16 protein-coding genes and 1 tRNA gene are annotated in these 16,228 nt (G+C 46.4%); 5 read left to right on the plus strand and 12 right to left on the minus strand.

The genetic code is table 11. The features are described 5' to 3' along the window. Nucleotides 1-31: 31 nt before the first annotated feature. Entirely contained in the window at nucleotides 32-1,513 is a 1,482-nt protein-coding gene (locus ONT19_RS05660; protein ID WP_117727669.1) for a tagaturonate reductase, read from the minus strand. A 319-nt stretch (nucleotides 1,514-1,832) separates the two neighbouring features. Between ONT19_RS05660 and ONT19_RS05665 the strand changes: the two genes are divergently transcribed. Then, on the plus strand, nucleotides 1,833-2,807 hold the full coding sequence (locus ONT19_RS05665) for a hypothetical protein (protein ID WP_118190014.1): 975 nt from the start codon (nucleotides 1,833-1,835) through the stop codon (nucleotides 2,805-2,807). Nucleotides 2,808-3,002: 195 nt separating this feature from the next. On the opposite strand, the gene rsxA is transcribed toward ONT19_RS05665, so the two are convergent. From rsxA to ONT19_RS05700, 7 genes are all read right to left on the minus strand, one after another. Beyond that, complete coding sequence (gene rsxA / locus ONT19_RS05670) at nucleotides 3,003-3,605, minus strand: electron transport complex subunit RsxA (protein ID WP_006848658.1); 603 nt, start codon at nucleotides 3,603-3,605, stop codon at nucleotides 3,003-3,005. Between the two features lie 41 nt (nucleotides 3,606-3,646). Beyond that, complete coding sequence (rsxE, locus tag ONT19_RS05675) at nucleotides 3,647-4,231, minus strand: electron transport complex subunit RsxE (RefSeq protein ID WP_022121864.1); 585 nt, start codon at nucleotides 4,229-4,231, stop codon at nucleotides 3,647-3,649. Between the two features lie 6 nt (nucleotides 4,232-4,237). After that, entirely contained in the window at nucleotides 4,238-4,912 is a 675-nt protein-coding gene (locus tag ONT19_RS05680; RefSeq protein ID WP_264952976.1) for an RnfABCDGE type electron transport complex subunit G, read from the minus strand. 13 nt (nucleotides 4,913-4,925) lie between these two features. Next, a complete protein-coding gene (locus tag ONT19_RS05685) occupies nucleotides 4,926-5,927 on the minus strand; it encodes an RnfABCDGE type electron transport complex subunit D (protein ID WP_264952975.1) in 1,002 nt (333 codons plus the stop codon). Nucleotides 5,928-5,977: 50 nt separating this feature from the next. Then, entirely contained in the window at nucleotides 5,978-7,330 is a 1,353-nt protein-coding gene (gene rsxC, locus ONT19_RS05690) for an electron transport complex subunit RsxC (protein WP_118139411.1), read from the minus strand. Between the two features lie 3 nt (nucleotides 7,331-7,333). Then, entirely contained in the window at nucleotides 7,334-8,254 is a 921-nt protein-coding gene (locus tag ONT19_RS05695; RefSeq protein ID WP_118416518.1) for a Fe-S cluster domain-containing protein, read from the minus strand. A gap of 77 nt (nucleotides 8,255-8,331) precedes the next feature. After that, nucleotides 8,332-8,745 (minus strand): SoxR reducing system RseC family protein, encoded by a 414-nt coding sequence (locus tag ONT19_RS05700; protein WP_118064879.1) that lies wholly within the window; start codon nucleotides 8,743-8,745, stop codon nucleotides 8,332-8,334. 230 nt (nucleotides 8,746-8,975) lie between these two features. On the opposite strand from ONT19_RS05700, the gene ONT19_RS05705 reads away from it, so the two are divergent. After that, the gene (locus ONT19_RS05705) at nucleotides 8,976-9,425 is read left to right on the plus strand and encodes a hypothetical protein (RefSeq protein ID WP_006848665.1); all 450 of its coding nucleotides are present in this window, start codon (nucleotides 8,976-8,978) and stop codon (nucleotides 9,423-9,425) included. A 129-nt stretch (nucleotides 9,426-9,554) separates the two neighbouring features. Here ONT19_RS05705 and ONT19_RS05710 read toward each other — a convergent pair whose 3' ends face one another. The 3 genes from ONT19_RS05710 to ONT19_RS05720 all read right to left on the minus strand — a co-directional run bounded on the left by ONT19_RS05710 (nucleotide 9,555) and on the right by ONT19_RS05720 (nucleotide 13,091). Next, a complete protein-coding gene (locus tag ONT19_RS05710; RefSeq protein ID WP_264952974.1) occupies nucleotides 9,555-11,063 on the minus strand; it encodes a glycoside hydrolase family 10 protein in 1,509 nt (502 codons plus the stop codon). A gap of 37 nt (nucleotides 11,064-11,100) precedes the next feature. After that, nucleotides 11,101-11,748, minus strand: a complete 648-nt coding sequence (locus ONT19_RS05715) for a trimeric intracellular cation channel family protein (protein ID WP_117692538.1) — start codon at nucleotides 11,746-11,748, stop codon at nucleotides 11,101-11,103. 68 nt (nucleotides 11,749-11,816) lie between these two features. After that, on the minus strand, nucleotides 11,817-13,091 hold the full coding sequence (locus ONT19_RS05720) for a replication-associated recombination protein A (RefSeq protein WP_264952973.1): 1,275 nt from the start codon (nucleotides 13,089-13,091) through the stop codon (nucleotides 11,817-11,819). A gap of 130 nt (nucleotides 13,092-13,221) precedes the next feature. Between ONT19_RS05720 and ONT19_RS05725 the strand changes: the two genes are divergently transcribed. The 3 genes from ONT19_RS05725 (at nucleotide 13,222) to ONT19_RS05735 (ending at nucleotide 14,776) form a co-directional block, all read left to right on the plus strand. Then, nucleotides 13,222-14,034: a hypothetical protein gene (locus ONT19_RS05725; protein ID WP_006848669.1), complete on the plus strand. Its 813-nt coding sequence runs from the start codon at nucleotides 13,222-13,224 to the stop codon at nucleotides 14,032-14,034. A gap of 33 nt (nucleotides 14,035-14,067) precedes the next feature. Continuing rightward, nucleotides 14,068-14,289 carry a hypothetical protein gene (locus ONT19_RS05730; protein ID WP_022121874.1) on the plus strand — a complete coding sequence of 74 codons (222 nt, stop codon included), beginning with the start codon at nucleotides 14,068-14,070 and terminating at the stop codon, nucleotides 14,287-14,289. Nucleotides 14,290-14,705: 416 nt separating this feature from the next. Then, nucleotides 14,706-14,776, plus strand: a tRNA-Cys gene (locus ONT19_RS05735). A gap of 445 nt (nucleotides 14,777-15,221) precedes the next feature. Here ONT19_RS05735 and ONT19_RS05740 read toward each other — a convergent pair. Next, on the minus strand, nucleotides 15,222-16,214 hold the full coding sequence (locus ONT19_RS05740) for a rhamnogalacturonan acetylesterase (protein ID WP_264952972.1): 993 nt from the start codon (nucleotides 16,212-16,214) through the stop codon (nucleotides 15,222-15,224). Between the last annotated feature and the right edge of the window lie 14 nt (nucleotides 16,215-16,228).

Raw genomic sequence — 16,228 nt, forward strand, 5'->3', positions numbered from 1 at the left:
TTGAACCTATGAACGAACATGTTTTTTTTAATTAGAGGATAGTCTTAACAGCCTCCAGCATGCCCTTCTCCTGAATAAGGTCAAGATCCTTCTTAACCAACTCGGTAAGACCAGGAACAGTCTTGTTCAAATCCTCGTGCCAGATATAGTCGAAGCCCAATACGCCCTCAGCTACCTTCTGGGTATCGCCGGTAGCCCAAAGCTCGGTGAGCTTGTCCATAATCTTCTGGTCATCGTTTGGCTGGATAGGAGCACCATCCTCGCGAACACCACCCTTATAGTAAGTGATGATAGCAGCGAGACCGAATACCAAACCCTGTGGCAACTCGCCCTTACGCTCAAGATAAATCTTGACACCAGGCAGGTCGCGAGTCTCAAACTTAGGGAATGAGTTGAGCATGATGCTGGTTACCTGATGATCTACGAATGGATTCTCGAAACGCTCCAATACGTCAGAAGCGAACTTCTGCAGCTCATCCATAGGGAGGTTCAGCGTCTGCATCAACTCCTCAAACTGTACCTTGTGGATGTACTTGCCCAATACCGGGTGCTCGCAGGCATCGCGAACAATGTTTACACCGCTGAGGTATGTAACAGGGCTCAATACGGTGTGAGGACCATTCAGCAGGGTAACCTTACGCTCGTGGTATGGCTTCTCATTATCTGTGATAAGCACGTGGAGACCTGCCTTATGAGCTGGGAACTCCTCCTGCATCTGCTCTACTGTCATATTTTCTGCCTTCTCGATAACCCAGAGGTGGAAGCTTTCTGCCTTAACCACGAGGTTGTCCTTGTAGCAAACCTTCTGCTGAATCTCCTTGATGGTATCGCGTGGGAAACCAGGAACGATGCGGTCTACCAATGTAGCGCAAACGTAGCAGTGGTTGGTGAACCACTCCTTGAACCCCTCGTAATCAGCACCCATATCGCCCTTCCAGAGCTCGATATACTGATAGATGCACTCCTTGAGGTGGTGACCGTTGAGGAAGATCAGCTCACATGGCATCAGGATCATACCCTTGGTTGGGTCGCCCTCGAAGAACTTGTAGCGGTGGAACAAGAGCTGAACCAACTTGCCTGGATAAGAAGCTGCAGGAGCATCTGTAAACTTGCAAGAGTCATCGAATGCGATACCAGCCTCTGTAGTGTTAGAGATGATGAAACGCATCTCTGGCTGCTCAGCCAAAGCCATGAAAGCCTGGTTCTGAGAATATGGATTCAGTGCACGGCTGATAACGTCGATACGCTCCAATGTATTGATAGCCTGGCCGTTCTCCTTACCCTGAAGGTTTACGTGATAGAGGCAGTCCTGACCGTTCAGCCAGTCAACCATACCACCAGCCAATGGCTGAACTACAACGACAGAACCGTTGAAGTCGGTCTTCTTGTTCATATTCCATACAATCCAATCTACGAATGCACGGAGGAAGTTACCTTCACCAAACTGAATGATTTTCTCTGGAGCGACGCTCTTAGGAGCAGTGCGCTTGTTTAATGCTTTTAGCTCTTTCATGATTTGTTTATTTTGTTTTTATTATTTTACTTTCCGTTTTAAATTCCAATCTATTCATCAGATTGTTTTTTTCTGAGTGCAAAGGTAGTAAATATTTCGTTTGATTGTTCCAAAAACAGCGAAAAACTTCACGCAAACCTTTACGCTCCACTCCGGTTCTATACCTTAATTATATATAGAACTGCGCAGGCACGAAATAAAGAAGTAGGGATTTTCCCCCACCCCTTTAGGGGAAATCCCGACCGTGGAAGCAAAAAACATCGTATCTTTGCACCAGAAAAAAGAAACATGAAGTATAACAATTTAAAGATATACGATTATGAAACGAATAATAATAGCTCTGGTAGCCATGTTCATGATGACATTCACTACCGCTTCTGCAATGAGTTATGAGCAGGCAAGACAGCAGGCTCTCTTCCTGACAGACAAGATGGCTTACGAGCTCAATCTTACGGAAGACCAGTATGAGGCAGCTTACGAGGTGAACCTCGACTACCTGATGAGTGTAGATACATACGATGACCTGTATGGTGCTTACTGGCGCCAGCGCAATATGGATTTGAGCTATATCCTGCTCGACTGGCAGTATAGAACATATCTCAATGCCACCTACTTCTACCGTCCGCTCTACTGGAATGCGGGCTACTGGCACTTCGGCATCTACGCCCGCTATCCTCGCCGCGACTATTTCTACTTCGGTCGCCCTCACTTCTACGTTTCTTACCGTGGAGGTCATAGCTGGAGAGTAAACGGAAACAGAAGCTGGTATCACGGAAGAAGATTTGGCGGCCCTCACCCTGGTGGACATCCTAGAGTAGGTATGAGAGACGGATTCAACCGTGGTGATTACGGCAGAGGAAGATCTTTCGGAAATCTGAACCGCGAGAACCGACCTCAGATGAACCCAAACCGTGGTTTCGGTAATGCAAGCCGCCCTAACAACAACGCTGGCTTCGGAAACAGCAGCCGCCCTCAGAACGGAGGCTTCGGAAATAACAACGGAGGTTTCGGCAACAGCAGCAACCGGGGCTTCGGCAATAGCAACAGCCGCCCTAACCGCGGTTTCGGCAGCAGCAACAGCAGCACCAGCAACAACCGTGGTTTCGGAAACAGCAGCCGTGGTTTCGGAAACAGCAGCTTCGGAAGCGGAAGAAGTAATATCTTCGGGGGCAACCGCAGCAGCATGAGCCGTTCATTCAGCAGCGGGTCTGGCAACCGTGGCGGCGGATTCACCCCTCGCTCTTCTACACCAAGCAAGAACAATGGCGGTGGAAGCTTCGGACACAGAAGATAAGAAAAGAGAAAGAGTTAAAATTTCAAGTTTATAAAGACAGAGAGTTAAGAAAATCAAGACCTCAAGTAAGAGAGTAAGAAAATCAAGACCTCAAGCAAGAGAGTAAGAAAAATCAAGTACAAAAAATGGGAATTTGCATCGGTTCATACCATTCGCAAATTCCCATTATTATTTTATCAACTTTCAGTAAAAGTTTTACTCCAATCCGAAGAGCGATTTCAAACCGCCATCTACGCCCGAGAATCCCATGAAGGCGAGGCTGAGGAGCGCTGCAGTTACCATGACGATAGCTACGCCCTGCATGCCCTTAGGAATACGGACCAAAGCCTGCTGCTCGCGAATGCCGGCAAAGACAATAAGAGCCAGGGCAAAACCGAGAGCGGTAGAGAAGGCGTAAACCACGCTCTCAAGCAGATTGTAATCCTTCTGGATAACCAGGATGGCTACACCCAGCACGGCACAGTTGGTAGTAATCAAAGGCAGGAAGATACCGAGTGCCTGATAAAGTGCAGGAGAAACCTTCTTCAGGATAATCTCTACCATCTGAACCAAGGCTGCAATCACGAGGATGAACGCCAGGGTCTGGAGATATTGCAATCCGAACGGATCGAGTACATACTTCTGAACACACCAGGTAATGATGGTTGCCAGGGTCAAGACAAAAGCGATGGCACCACCCATACCGATGGCTGTATCAACTTTCTTCGATACGCCCAGGAATGGACAGATACCGAGAAACTGCGACAAGACGATGTTGTTGACGAATATCGCAGAGATAAATATCAATAAATATTCCATAATTTCTATTTTATTTCATTGATTTGAAGCGATGCCTACGCTTACTTCTTTACCTTATTAAATATAGCAATGATGTAACCCAAGGTGAGGAAAGCTCCAGGAGGCAGGATGAACATCAGAATATTGGTAGTCTCCGGCAACAGAGTGATACCGAATACACTACCTGCACCGAGAATCTCGCGGGCACTACCCAGGATGGTCAAACCGAGGGTGAAACCCAAACCGCAACCAATGCCATCGAAGAGACTGGCAATAGGCGAATTCTTGGCAGCAAAGCTCTCTGCTCTACCCAGGATGATACAGTTTACTACAATCAGCGGAATATAAATACCCAGCGCCTGATTGATGCTGTCGGGAGCATAAGCGCTCATCAGCATCTGAAGGATGGTTACGAAGGCTGCAATCACTACGATGAAAACAGGGATGCGAACCATATCCGGGGTAATCTTCTTGATACAGGAAATAACAAAGTTGGTACAAATCAGCACCGCCATGGTAGCCAATCCCATAGAGAGACCGTTGATGGCGCTGGTTGTTGTAGCCAAAGTAGGACACATACCGAGAAGCAACACGAAGGTTGGATTCTCCTTGATGAGTCCGTTCATCAAAATCTTAACATTACTCATATCGGTTTATCCTTTCTTTTCGTTATGTTCAACTTTAGATGCACCACTCTCTGCATCTGCTTTCTGAGATGCACCGCTCTCGCCATCTACACTCTTACCTGCATAGGCAGCGTAAGCCTGATTGATAGCCTTGAGGAAGGCGCGGCTGGTAATGGTAGAAGCGGTAATGGCGTCTACTGCATTGCCACTCTTATCGTCCTTAGATACGTGGAGGTCGCCATCCTTTGGAGTCTTACCGATGATGCTACCCTTTCCGTTTTTCTGGAACCAGGTAGCAGCCTTGGCACCCAGACCTGGAGTCTCTGAAGCCTGAAGCACGGTATAACCCATAATCTTGCCCTCGGTATCGAAACCTACGAGCACCTTCAGATCGCCACCGAAACCACCGGTAGTACTCTCTACGGCTGCACCCAACTGCTTGCCGCTCTTGTCTGAGCACTTGTGAATGGTGAAAGAGAATTCCTTACCACCAAACTCCTGCTTTACCTCTTCAGGCTCAGCCACCTGGAGATCTTCGGTACCCATCACACTCTTAATACCGGCAGCCAGACTCTGTGCTGCCTTCTCGGCGATAGGACCGGAAGTAAGATGATTGATATATGCAAGCACAGCACCTACGATGAGCGCTACGCCCACCAGCACAAGCACCATGTTCTTCAATGATGATTCTAATTTCTGCATGTCTCTGTCCTCCTTATTTTTTAGCTGGCTTCTCACCGAAGCGCTTTGGTTTAACGTATGTGTTAATAAGAGGTGTGAACGCATTCATGATAAGAATGGCGAACGACATACCTTCAGGATAGCTACCCCAGTTTCGGATGATGACGGTCAGCAGACCGATGCATACACCATAGATAAGCATGCCCTTGTGGGTCATCGGAGAAGTTACATAATCAGTAGCCATAAAGATGGCACCGAGCATCAGACCACCGCTGAAGATGACAGCCAGAGGATTGGCATAAACAGGATTAGCCAAATGCATCAAACCGCTGAAAACGAATACGGTAACGATGATGCTGACTGGAATATGCCAGGTGATGACCTTCTTCCAGAGCATGTAAGCCAAACCGAGCAAGAGGGCGAATGCACAAACCTCACCGGTAGTACCGGCACCGAAGGTATCGCCAGTGGCACCGAAGAGCAGGCTCATCGCATCAGGCAACTGGTTGAGAACTGAAGCATCGCCTGTCTTGATGGCTGTCTTCATGATAGCCAGCGGAGTAGCACCCGTTGTAGCGTCAGTATAGCTGAGCATCTGTCCGGCAACAGGCCATGAAGTCATCTGGGCAGGGAAGCTGACGAGCAAGAAGCAACGGCCTACCAAAGCTGGATTGAAAGGATTGTTACCCAGACCGCCGAAGCTCATCTTACCTACACCGATGGCAAACAGGGCACCGATGATGATGATCCAGAGAGGAAGGTTACTTGGCAAGTTCATGCCAAGCAAGAGACCGGTAATGATGGCAGAACCATCGAGCAAGCTGGTCTCCTCCTTCAGGAGATATTTTGTAATTGCCCACTCAAAGAAGACGCAGGCTGCCACAGAGGTGAGCAGTACGACTGCTGAACCCAAGCCGAAGAAATAGAAAGAAGCGAGGATGGCAGGCACGAGAGCGATAATCACTCCGTACATGTTCTTCTCTACGCTCTCATTTCCATGAGCGTGTGGCGATAATGAAACGATTAATTTTCCCATTTTATCTTTTAAATTCTTTCTTAAATGAAATTCATTCTTGACGTGAACGCTTACTTTTTAGCGTTGCGAGCTCTGATAATGCCCATTACCGCACCCTTACCATTGATAATATTATCGAGGATAGGACGATGTGAAGGACAGGTGAACTGGCATGAACCGCAGGCGATGCAGGATGTTACCTCCTCTGCCTCCAGGCGCTCATAATCCTTCACTACGCTCAGGGTAGCGAGCAAGTATGGCTCCAGGCCCATTGGGCAGGCATCCACACACTTGGCACAGCGGATACATGGCTGAGCCTTCTTGCGGTGAGCATCAGCATCGGTCAATACGGTGATGGAGTTGGTACCCTTGGTTACCGGTACATCGAGGCTGATTACAGCCTTACCCATCATCGGACCACCAGCCAATACCTTGTTGTCGCCCTCTGGCAAACCTCCGCAATTCTCAATCATCTGAGAGAATGGAGTACCCATACGTACGAGGAAGTTGCCTGGGTTCTTCACCTGCTTACCGGTAACGGTAGTATAGCGCTCGAAGAGAGGTTTATTCTTCATAACTGCCTGATAAACAGCGAAGGCAGTACCTACATTCTGAACAATTGCTCCAACGTTGACAGGGATAGCTGGAGGAGCAGGAACCTGACGGCGGATAACCGCATCTACCAACTGCTTTTCACCACCCTGAGGATACTTCTTGGCAAGAGGAACAATCTCAATACGAGAATCATTGGCTGTCTTTTCCTCGAAGAGTTTGATGGCAGCAGGTTTGTTATCCTCGATACCGATGTAGCCCTTCTCTACCTTAGCCGCCTTCATCAGAAGGTTCAAACCAACAAGAATCTCATCGGCATGCTCCATCATCAGACGATAGTCGGCTGTAATGTAAGGCTCGCACTCTACACCATTGATGATGACACACTCAGCCTTGGCTCCTGGAGGAGGACAAAGCTTGATGAAGGTAGGAAAACCGGCACCACCCATACCAGTGACACCAGCCACCTTGATACGGTTTACGATTTCCTCTGGAGTAAGCTCAGTATGAGCCTCAAGCGTCTCGAGTTTATCAGAGCGGTCGATGCTCTCCTCCCACTCATCGCCTTCTACATTAATAATGATGCAAGGCTTGCGATAACCGGTAGCATCAATAGATGTATCTACCTTGAACACGGTTCCTGAAACGGAACTGTAAATAGGAGCACTCACAAAACCACCCGCCTCAGCGATGAGTGTACCCACCTTCACCTTGTCGCCCTTGGCAACTACAGGCTTGGCAGGAGCACCGATGTGCTGACCAAGTGGGAAAATAGCCTGCTTAGGGAGAGGAGCTACCTGAGTAGCCATCTCGGCAGTAATCTTATTCTCTTCTGGGTGAACTCCACCAATTCTAAAAGTTCTCAAATTCATGATTTAATCCTCCTTCTTTTCTTCTGAAACCTCAGCCTTAGGAGCAGCTACTGGAGCCTCTGCCTTAGGTGCAGCCTCTGCAGCTGGCTTTGCCTTCTTAACTGGGAAATTTACTTTTACGAGAGCACCTGTTGGGCATTCGTCAACACACTTGGTACACATGCGGCACTTATTGAAGTCAACATAAGCCACATTGTTTTCAATGGTGATAGCATCAAACTTGCAGACCTTCTGACACTTACCGCATCCGATGCAAGCTACGCTACAAGCCTTCTTGGCAACAGCGCCCTTGTCGTGGTTTACGCACTGAACGTAAACTCTACGGCCCTTAGGACCCTTCTTGCGGAGCTCGATGATATGACGTGGACAAGCGTTGGCGCAAGCACCACAACCCGTACACTTCTCTTCATCAACCTCAGGAATGCCAGTTTCAGGATTGATAGAGATTGCACCAAACTGGCAGGCAGCCACGCAATCGCCACAACCCAGACAGCCGAACCCGCAGCCTGTTTCGCCAGCGCCACATGAATTCATAGCTGCACAAGTGTGCAAACCATCATACTCGGCAATGCGAGGACGATTCTCGCAAGTACCATTACAACGAACCACAGCCACCTTTGGCTCGGTATTGGCTACTGCCATACCTAAAAGGTCGGCTACCTTGCCCATCACGTCGGCACCACCTACCGGACACATCAGTCCATCAATAGAACCGGCATCAGCACCCTTCACCAGAGCTGCAGCCATACCGGAACATCCGGCAAAACCGCAACCACCACAGTTGGCACCTGGCAGAATCTCTCCTACCTGGCCCAAGCGAGGGTCTTCTTCGACGGCAAACTTCTTAGATACTCCGAAGAGAACCAGCGCCGCAATCAGCGCGATTGCTCCGAGAACCAAGACAGCAATCAAAATAAAATTCATAATTTTTTGTGTTTTGTTATTTTCTTTGTTTTAAAATAAAGGCTCATCGCTGAAGCCACAGGAGCACATCACGCACCCTATGTTTCTATAGAGAAGCTCAGTTTGTTTTTAAGTTTGTTTCTGAATAAGTAGAGCACCACATAGTATGGAATGAGAATGCCCAATGCCGAGAGCGCTGCGGCTCCCTCTGAGTGAGTAGCTTTCAGTACACCCACCAAAGCGATCACCATCAGTATCAGCGGCAAGAGATAGCCATAGAAACTGGCTCTGAAGCCTACAGCCGAATCTGCAGTCACCACCACGCTATCGCCTTTGTGGTAGAGAGACGCCTCAGAGGTAGAAACCTCAATCATCTTCTCTTTCGATTCAGATGCAGTACAATGAGCAGCCACCTTGCAAGCGCTGCAGGCTGACGACTGTACAATGCGAATGCACACACAACCTTCTTCTACGCTTTCTACGATGCCAGAATGTTTTATCTTGTTATTCATTTGTAATGTTGAGATTGCATTTTTGCAATTCAAGTGCAAAGATACTACATTATTTAGAAATGGCAAACAAAATCGAAAAGAAAATATAAAAAAAGAAGCGTAAACGTTATCTATACCCTGGAATCAGGCAGTTTGAGAACAAATTAAAAGCAAAAATGCTTTTTTTTAGCAACTTCTTTTGGTGATATCAATTTTTTATGTATCTTTGCATTGATTATTAAAGAATTGATATGGAAACATTAGAGCAAACAATCATGCAAGTAGAGCGCTTTATCAGAAAAGTAGCTCAAAAGTTCCCTGCGCCAGAATCTGACGACGAGACTTCTCAAATGACCGACATCCACGTAAGGGTTTCGCAAGACAGTGGCGAACTCCTGGCCTTTGACGACGATGACAACGAGATTACCCGCTGCGTTGTTGAGCAATGGATAGAAAACAAGGATGAAGACTTCTACGACGAGGTAGCAAAGCTGCTTCGCGATGTATTGCGCAAACAGGCTGATATCATAGATCATCTCGGCATTCTCAAGCCATACAGCTTTGTGCTCGAAGATGACGATAAAGAGCATATTGGCGAGCTCTATCTTGCTGACGATGATACAATCATCGTAGGTGGTGACTTGATGGAGAATCTGGACAACGATCTGGACAACTTCCTGAATGACCTGCTGAAAGAATAAAAAAATACAGGATGAAAGGACTACCCGCTCCCCCATCCCAACAAAATAAAAAACCGTTGCACTCTCTCCTATCGAGTACAACGGTTTTTCTGTTTTTAACGGTCTTTCCGTTTATATCATCTAACCAATCTAAAAAGAAATTTTCTTTTTCTTACCTTTACTTTCGTTTCCTACACGGTCGAGAGCAGTTACTACATACACATATTTCTTGCCACTCACATAAGGGATGCGATAGAAATTATCATAAGTAACTGCCTGGAGTGCCGAAACATCATTGAGATTTACCTTAGCTCCTTTCTCAAAACGGTAGATAGCAAAACGGTTCACCTGATCGCCCCACTTTTTCTTGCTAGCCTTAGGAGCCTTCCATACCAGCAGCGGACCTTTCTCGGTCCACATCAGCTTGACACCCTTTACCCCCTTTGGCGCCTTATTATCAAGGAAAGGCATAGAGGGTGGCAATGCTGGATACTTCCAATAATTGTTGCGGAGTGTATGTCCGATATTACCTACATTATCGGCAGCAGTCTGCGCATACCAGAGCACTGTGCCCTTCACATTGCGCATCTGCTGATGCAAGCGGTGCTTGGCAGGCAACTGATGACTGCGCGGATTGACTGGGTCAGCAAACTTGGCTGTACGCTCTATATCTTCACCTATATATAATGGGCGGTTGCCAGCATGCTTATTCCACCAGGTAATGAGCGTCTTGTAATCGGCTGCACGATTGCCTATCTCCCAATATATCTGAGGCACACAATAGTCTATCCAACCATTATTCACCCAAAGCAATACATCTGCATAAAGATCATCATAATTCTGGAGGCCGAAGGTTTCAGAACCATTAGGATCGGTACGCTTGTTGCGGTAGATGCCGAATGGAGAAACACCAAACTTGACCCAAGGCTTAACGGCATGAATGGATTCGCTGAGCTGCTTTACAAACCGGCTCACGTTATCACGGCGCCAATCACCTATGTTTCGCATGCCGCGCGACTGCTGGCGGAAGAGCTGCTGATCAGGAATCTGACGTCCGGCCTCTGGATATGGATAGAAATAATCATCAATATGGAATCCATCAACATCATATCGGCTTACAATGTCCACAGCCACCTCGCAAATATAGTCGGCTGCAGCCTGCAACCCAGGGTTCAACAGCGTCAGCTTGCCATACTGAAAACAGAGATCAGGACGCCTCTTCACGATATTCTTCGGCGAAACCTGCTCATAGGAAGTTACGCTATGCTTGGCACGATAAGGATTAATCCAGGCATGAAGCTCCATGCCACGATTATGACACTGCTCTATCATCCACTGCAACGGATCCCAATAAGGAGAAGGAGCCTTTCCCTGCACCCCCGTAAGAAACTTGCTCCAAGGCTCTAAATCACTCTTATACAGAGCATCACACTCGGCTCGAACCTGAAAGATTATCGCATTCACGCCATCCTTCTGCAGTTCATCAAGCTGTCTGGTAAGCATCGCCTGGATCTGCTGCGTACTCTTGCCAAGATACTGTCCGTTAACACACTGTATCCAGGCTCCACGAAACTCTCGTTTGTTCTGAGCCATCATTGTTGCCGACGACATCAGCATCATTGCAACAACGAGCATCAAAATCGCTTTCAGTCTTTTCATCTGTTATCTGTTATTTATCAATTTCATTTTTTCCTTTTCATTCTACAGTTTGTTCTTCATCCCTCAGCTTCGGGAGTGAAATATGGTATCTTACAGCCAGCAATCGGATGGCGCAAACCACACAGAAAGCTACAATTACCGTAATATAGAGACTCACACCCAGATAGCTCAATCCCCAATAAGCCAAACCACCGGCGACACAAGCCATCGCATAAATCTCCTTTCGGAAGATGACCGGCTCTTCATTAAGAAGCACATCGCGGATAACACCGCCTGCAGCACCCGTGATACAGCCCATGATGATGGCTACCCAAAAAGAGAAACCACATTCGAGCGACTTCTGGATGCCCGCAATATTGAAAAGCGCCAAGCCCAAGGTATCAAACAGAAACCAGGTATTGTCAAGACGCTTAAGATAGCGGTGGCAAGCAATCACTACCAACTGCGCAAACAGTGTACAAATCAGGTAGATAGGACTCAACATCCAAAACGGACGCACACCAAGCATCACATCTCGTATGGTTCCACCACCTATGGCTACAGCCACACCACAAACAAAACCGCCCAGCCAATCATAGTGCTTACTTGCAGCCAGACGAATGCCCGAAAGGGCAAAAGCAAATGTACCGATGAATTCTATCACACTATGAAGCGTGAGCACGAATTCTGGATCGCCATGTATCATCATTTTCTCGTATCAGTTAGTTGCTCTAAATATCAATTTCTAATTATCTATATATCTATTCTAAATCACTAATTCTTGAATCTTTCTCCCCAGCAGGTAACCATCCAGTTGTAGAGGCGCTCCTCGGAAGGCGAATGCTGCGCATGCCAGAAGCGGGCATCCTTCAGTTCGTCTGGCAGATACTGCTGCTCAGTGAAATGTCCAGGATAATCGTGAGGATACTTATATCCGTCATGATAGCCCAAATCTTTCATCAGTTTGGTAGGAGCATTGCGGATGTGCAGCGGAACAGGCAGATTACCCGTTTGACGTACAGTAGCCAACGCATCATTAATGCCCAGATAAGCACTGTTGCTCTTCGGACTCGTGGCCAGATACACCACAGCCTCAGCAAGGGCGATACGCGCTTCGGGCCACCCTATCTTCATCACCGTATCGAAGGCTGCATTGGCAAGCAGGAGTGCATTCGGATTGGCAAGTCCCACATCCTCAGAGGCACTAATCACAACCCTACGGGCTATAAACTGCGGGTCTTCTCCTCCTTCTATCATCCTCGCCATCCAATAGAGCGCAGCATCGGGATCGCTTCCGCGAATACTCTTGATAAAGGCTGAGATAATATCATAATGCATATCACCCTGTTTATCGTAAGCCAGCGGATTCTGTTGCAACTGCTCTTCTACCATCTTGTCGGTAATCACAATCTCTGAAGATCCGGCAGATTCTACCACCAGTTCCAGAATATTGAGCAGTTTTCGGGCATCTCCACCACTATATCGCAGCAGCGCGCCCGTCTCTTCCAACTTAATATTCTTTTCTCTGAGTTCTACATCCTGCGTAATGGCACGATGCAGAAGCCCTTCAAGATCAGCCTTTTCAAGCGGTTTGAGCACATAGAGCTGACATCTGGACAACAGCGGCCGAATCACCTCGAATGAAGGATTCTCGGTGGTAGCACCTATCAGCGTAACAATACCCTTCTCTACCGCACCCAAAAGCGAATCCTGCTGACTCTTGGAGAAACGGTGAATCTCATCAATAAACAATATAGGAGAAGCCGAATTAAAGAATCTACCACTTTTTGCTCTTTCTATCACCTCGCGGACATCCTTTACGCCACTGGTCACCGCAGAGAGGGTGAAGAACGGCACCTTGATAGTATGTGCCACGATTTGAGCAAGGGTAGTCTTGCCCACTCCAGGGGGTCCCCAGAGGATAAAAGAGGATATGCGCCCTGCGTCAATCATCTTGCGCAGCACGGCCCCCTCACCTACCAAATGCTGCTGTCCTACATAGTCAGCAAGCGTGTGAGGTCTCATTCTTTCAGCTAACGGTTCACTCATAGTACGTGCAAAGGTAATGAAAAAAATCGAATTCCAAATAAAAAAGTGACCAAAAACACAAAAAAACAGCAAGAAAATTTGGATATATAAAAAGAAGTACTTACTTTTGCACACACAAACATAATTGAAGATGAATAAAGATAAAATATTAACACTGAAGAATGTTACTAAAAGTAGCATTTGGGAATTGCAGGAGAACGATGTGTTCCGTCTTTGGGAAGCAGCAGAAAAGGATGCTGACCTCAAGGATTACCAGAACAAGTATATCGCAGTGATCCGCAGTGCATTCGAAATGGAACCAGTGACGGTAGACCGTCCTGAAGTGATTGACAAACTGATGGCACGCGGCTTTAAGATTGGCACTTTCCGTATCAACGACAAGAAAGAAAAGTATGCCATCAAAAAGCGCCCTATCATGCGTGTTACAGATCTTACTTACGAAAATGTAAGTCACATCACCGCCAATAAGCTCATCGAACTCTTGGAGCGCAACTTTGGTGGTGGCTGGGAGAGTCTGCCTCAGAGCATCCAGGACATCATCGAAAGTAATTTCGACATCAGCACAACTACTCTTCCTGCTGACCGCCTGAAAAAGCCGGGTGGTCTGTACGAGAAAAAGCTCGCTGATGACTACGAAGTGCTCGTGGTACCAAAAGGTTCTTGGGTAGAAGCTATCTTTGCCAAGGAGAAGCCAAAGGTAGAAAAGGTTCGCATGAGATTCGAAGATGAGAATGATTTGAAACGCAACGACGACCTGCTCGACCCAGACGAGGATGAAGACGAGGATGCACCAGAAATCGAGGATCACTACAACGATCCAGATGAGGATGACGATGCATTCGATGACGACAAGCTTACTGAGGAAAGCTACCGTACTACCTTCGAAGACCCGGAGAACCTCGGTCTTGATGATGCAGAAGACGTAGCCGACGATGATTATTAATTCAGTTTATACATTATTATAATATAAAGAGAAATGAACGCATTAATTGGATTTGTTGCATTGATCGCTGTGGGCCTCGTAGGTTGGGCGATTGCAGAATTTAAGTACAAGGCTTTCACTTTCACCCGTTCAGAAAAGGACATCGAGGAAGAGAAAGAGCTTGAAGAGCAGAAACGCGCAGAGGGTTTCAAGGAGATGAATATCCGCGACATCATGCGCAAAAACTCAACCAATGGTTATAACGCCGTAGGTTAGTATTATGTTAATTTACCTATGCTTATGATACAGTATATCATCATAGCAATCATATTGGCGGCATGCATCACGTATGCCGCCATTTGTATCTACCGCTCCATCAAACAAGCACGAGAGTGTAAAAACTATCAATGTTCAGGTTGCCCGTTCGTTGAAAAATGCCAAAAGAACAAAAAGAAAGAGGCTACTCAGCGGAAAGAACAAGAGCAGTTCTCATAAAAGAGCTGCTAAAACTACTTTTACTGTCATGCAGCGAGGAAACCAGACAAAAATTAAAGCATTTCAGAACCCGTTCATTATGAGCAAGATACAAAGAAAGTGATTGTTTTAATTAAAAAAGTTGCATAAAAATTTGGTAGAACCAATAAAAAGTAGTACCTTTGCACTCGCAAATCAGAAATGATTGTTCTACACAAGGTGTCTTAACCGAGCGGTTAGGTAACGGTCTGCAAAACCGTGTAGAGCGGTTCGACTCCGCTAGACACCTCATAAAAAAGGAAGTTCTTCAATAAGGACTTCCTTTTTTCATATCTACTCTCCCCCATTTTCATTCCTCATTTCTAGGTATTCATCAAAACCCCCATTTTTAGGTATTGCACAATTATAAAAATCTTCGTACCTTTGCAACCGTAAATGATAAACATCAGAACTGAGGTTATCCTACGAGTAGGAATTGCCCCTTGCCAAAAGCAATTCTGGTGAACGTTTGAAACTTTTAGATAATTGAGACAAAGATAGAAATTAAAATCTTGTTCGCTAATAGAAATAATTCATAATGTTTTTGTATAATATGAAAAGGGGTGCTTGTGAAAGTACCCCTTTTATGTATAGGTTTACTACATGGCGATGCATTTTGTTCTATGTCACGACGCACAGACTTCTACATCGCCATGTAATTTCAAAGATATCGGGAGTTTTAAAAAAGCCTGTTACTATTTGATTTTAGCACCAAATGACTTGACAAACTTAATCTTCTTGCCTTTTGCGATGATTGGCTTCTTCCATTCACCACCCAAAACACGGACAACAGCCTTCTTGCCTACAGGAACCGCATCTACAGCCTTCTGCAAATCCATGAAATTGCCTCGACCTTCTGCAGAGACTACATAATCATAATGGCAGACATGAGACTTCAGCGCTGGCACCTGCTCAGCTACAGCATCAGCAAGCGCACCGGCAACCACACGTGCACCATATACATTATAATGGGTATTATCTTTCTTACCCTTAGGAACCTGCGGATTCTCGCCAGGCATAAACCACATATGTAATTTGCGGCTGCCTTCAATACCCATGCCCGTTTCTATATCGTGGGTAATCTTAGTAGCATCAACAAACGGAACATTCAGCTGCTTTGCTACATTGCGGGGAGCTATCACATAAGCTCCATGGGTATCGATAAGCGTATCACTATTAATCTGCTCCCTTCCATCATATACTTTATTGCGAAGCTTCTCGTCATCATCATTCTTCAATTCTGCAGAATAATAGCAGCGACGAACCACCGCATTGAACAGTACAGGAATACCACCCTTGGCACGGGTCTCATTTACATATCTGGCAAGGTTTGCATCAAAAGTAGATCCCGGATCAGTATGACGGTCAGGCATAGACTTCTCATCGTTATGCCCAAACTGGATAAACACATAATCACCTGGCTTTATTCTATCCAAAACCTTTTTCCATCTTCCTTCATTGATAAAGCTCAAAGAAGAACGACCATTAACAGCATGATTGTCAACAATCACCTTGTCATCAAAAAAGCCTTGCAATACCATCCCCCATCCTCGCTCTGGATTATTTCTAAAACCACCTTTCTCGGCAGCAGTAGAATCACCTATTACAAAAATCGTTGTTGTCTTTGTGCTGGATGTCATCAGCAACGCCAGTATGAATACACATAAAATAGCTTTTATTTTTTTCATTTGTCTGTAGTTTT

The sequence above is a fragment of the Segatella copri genome (assembly GCF_026015625.1).
In the GTDB taxonomy this organism is placed as follows: Bacteria; Bacteroidota; Bacteroidia; order Bacteroidales; family Bacteroidaceae; genus Prevotella; species Prevotella copri_H.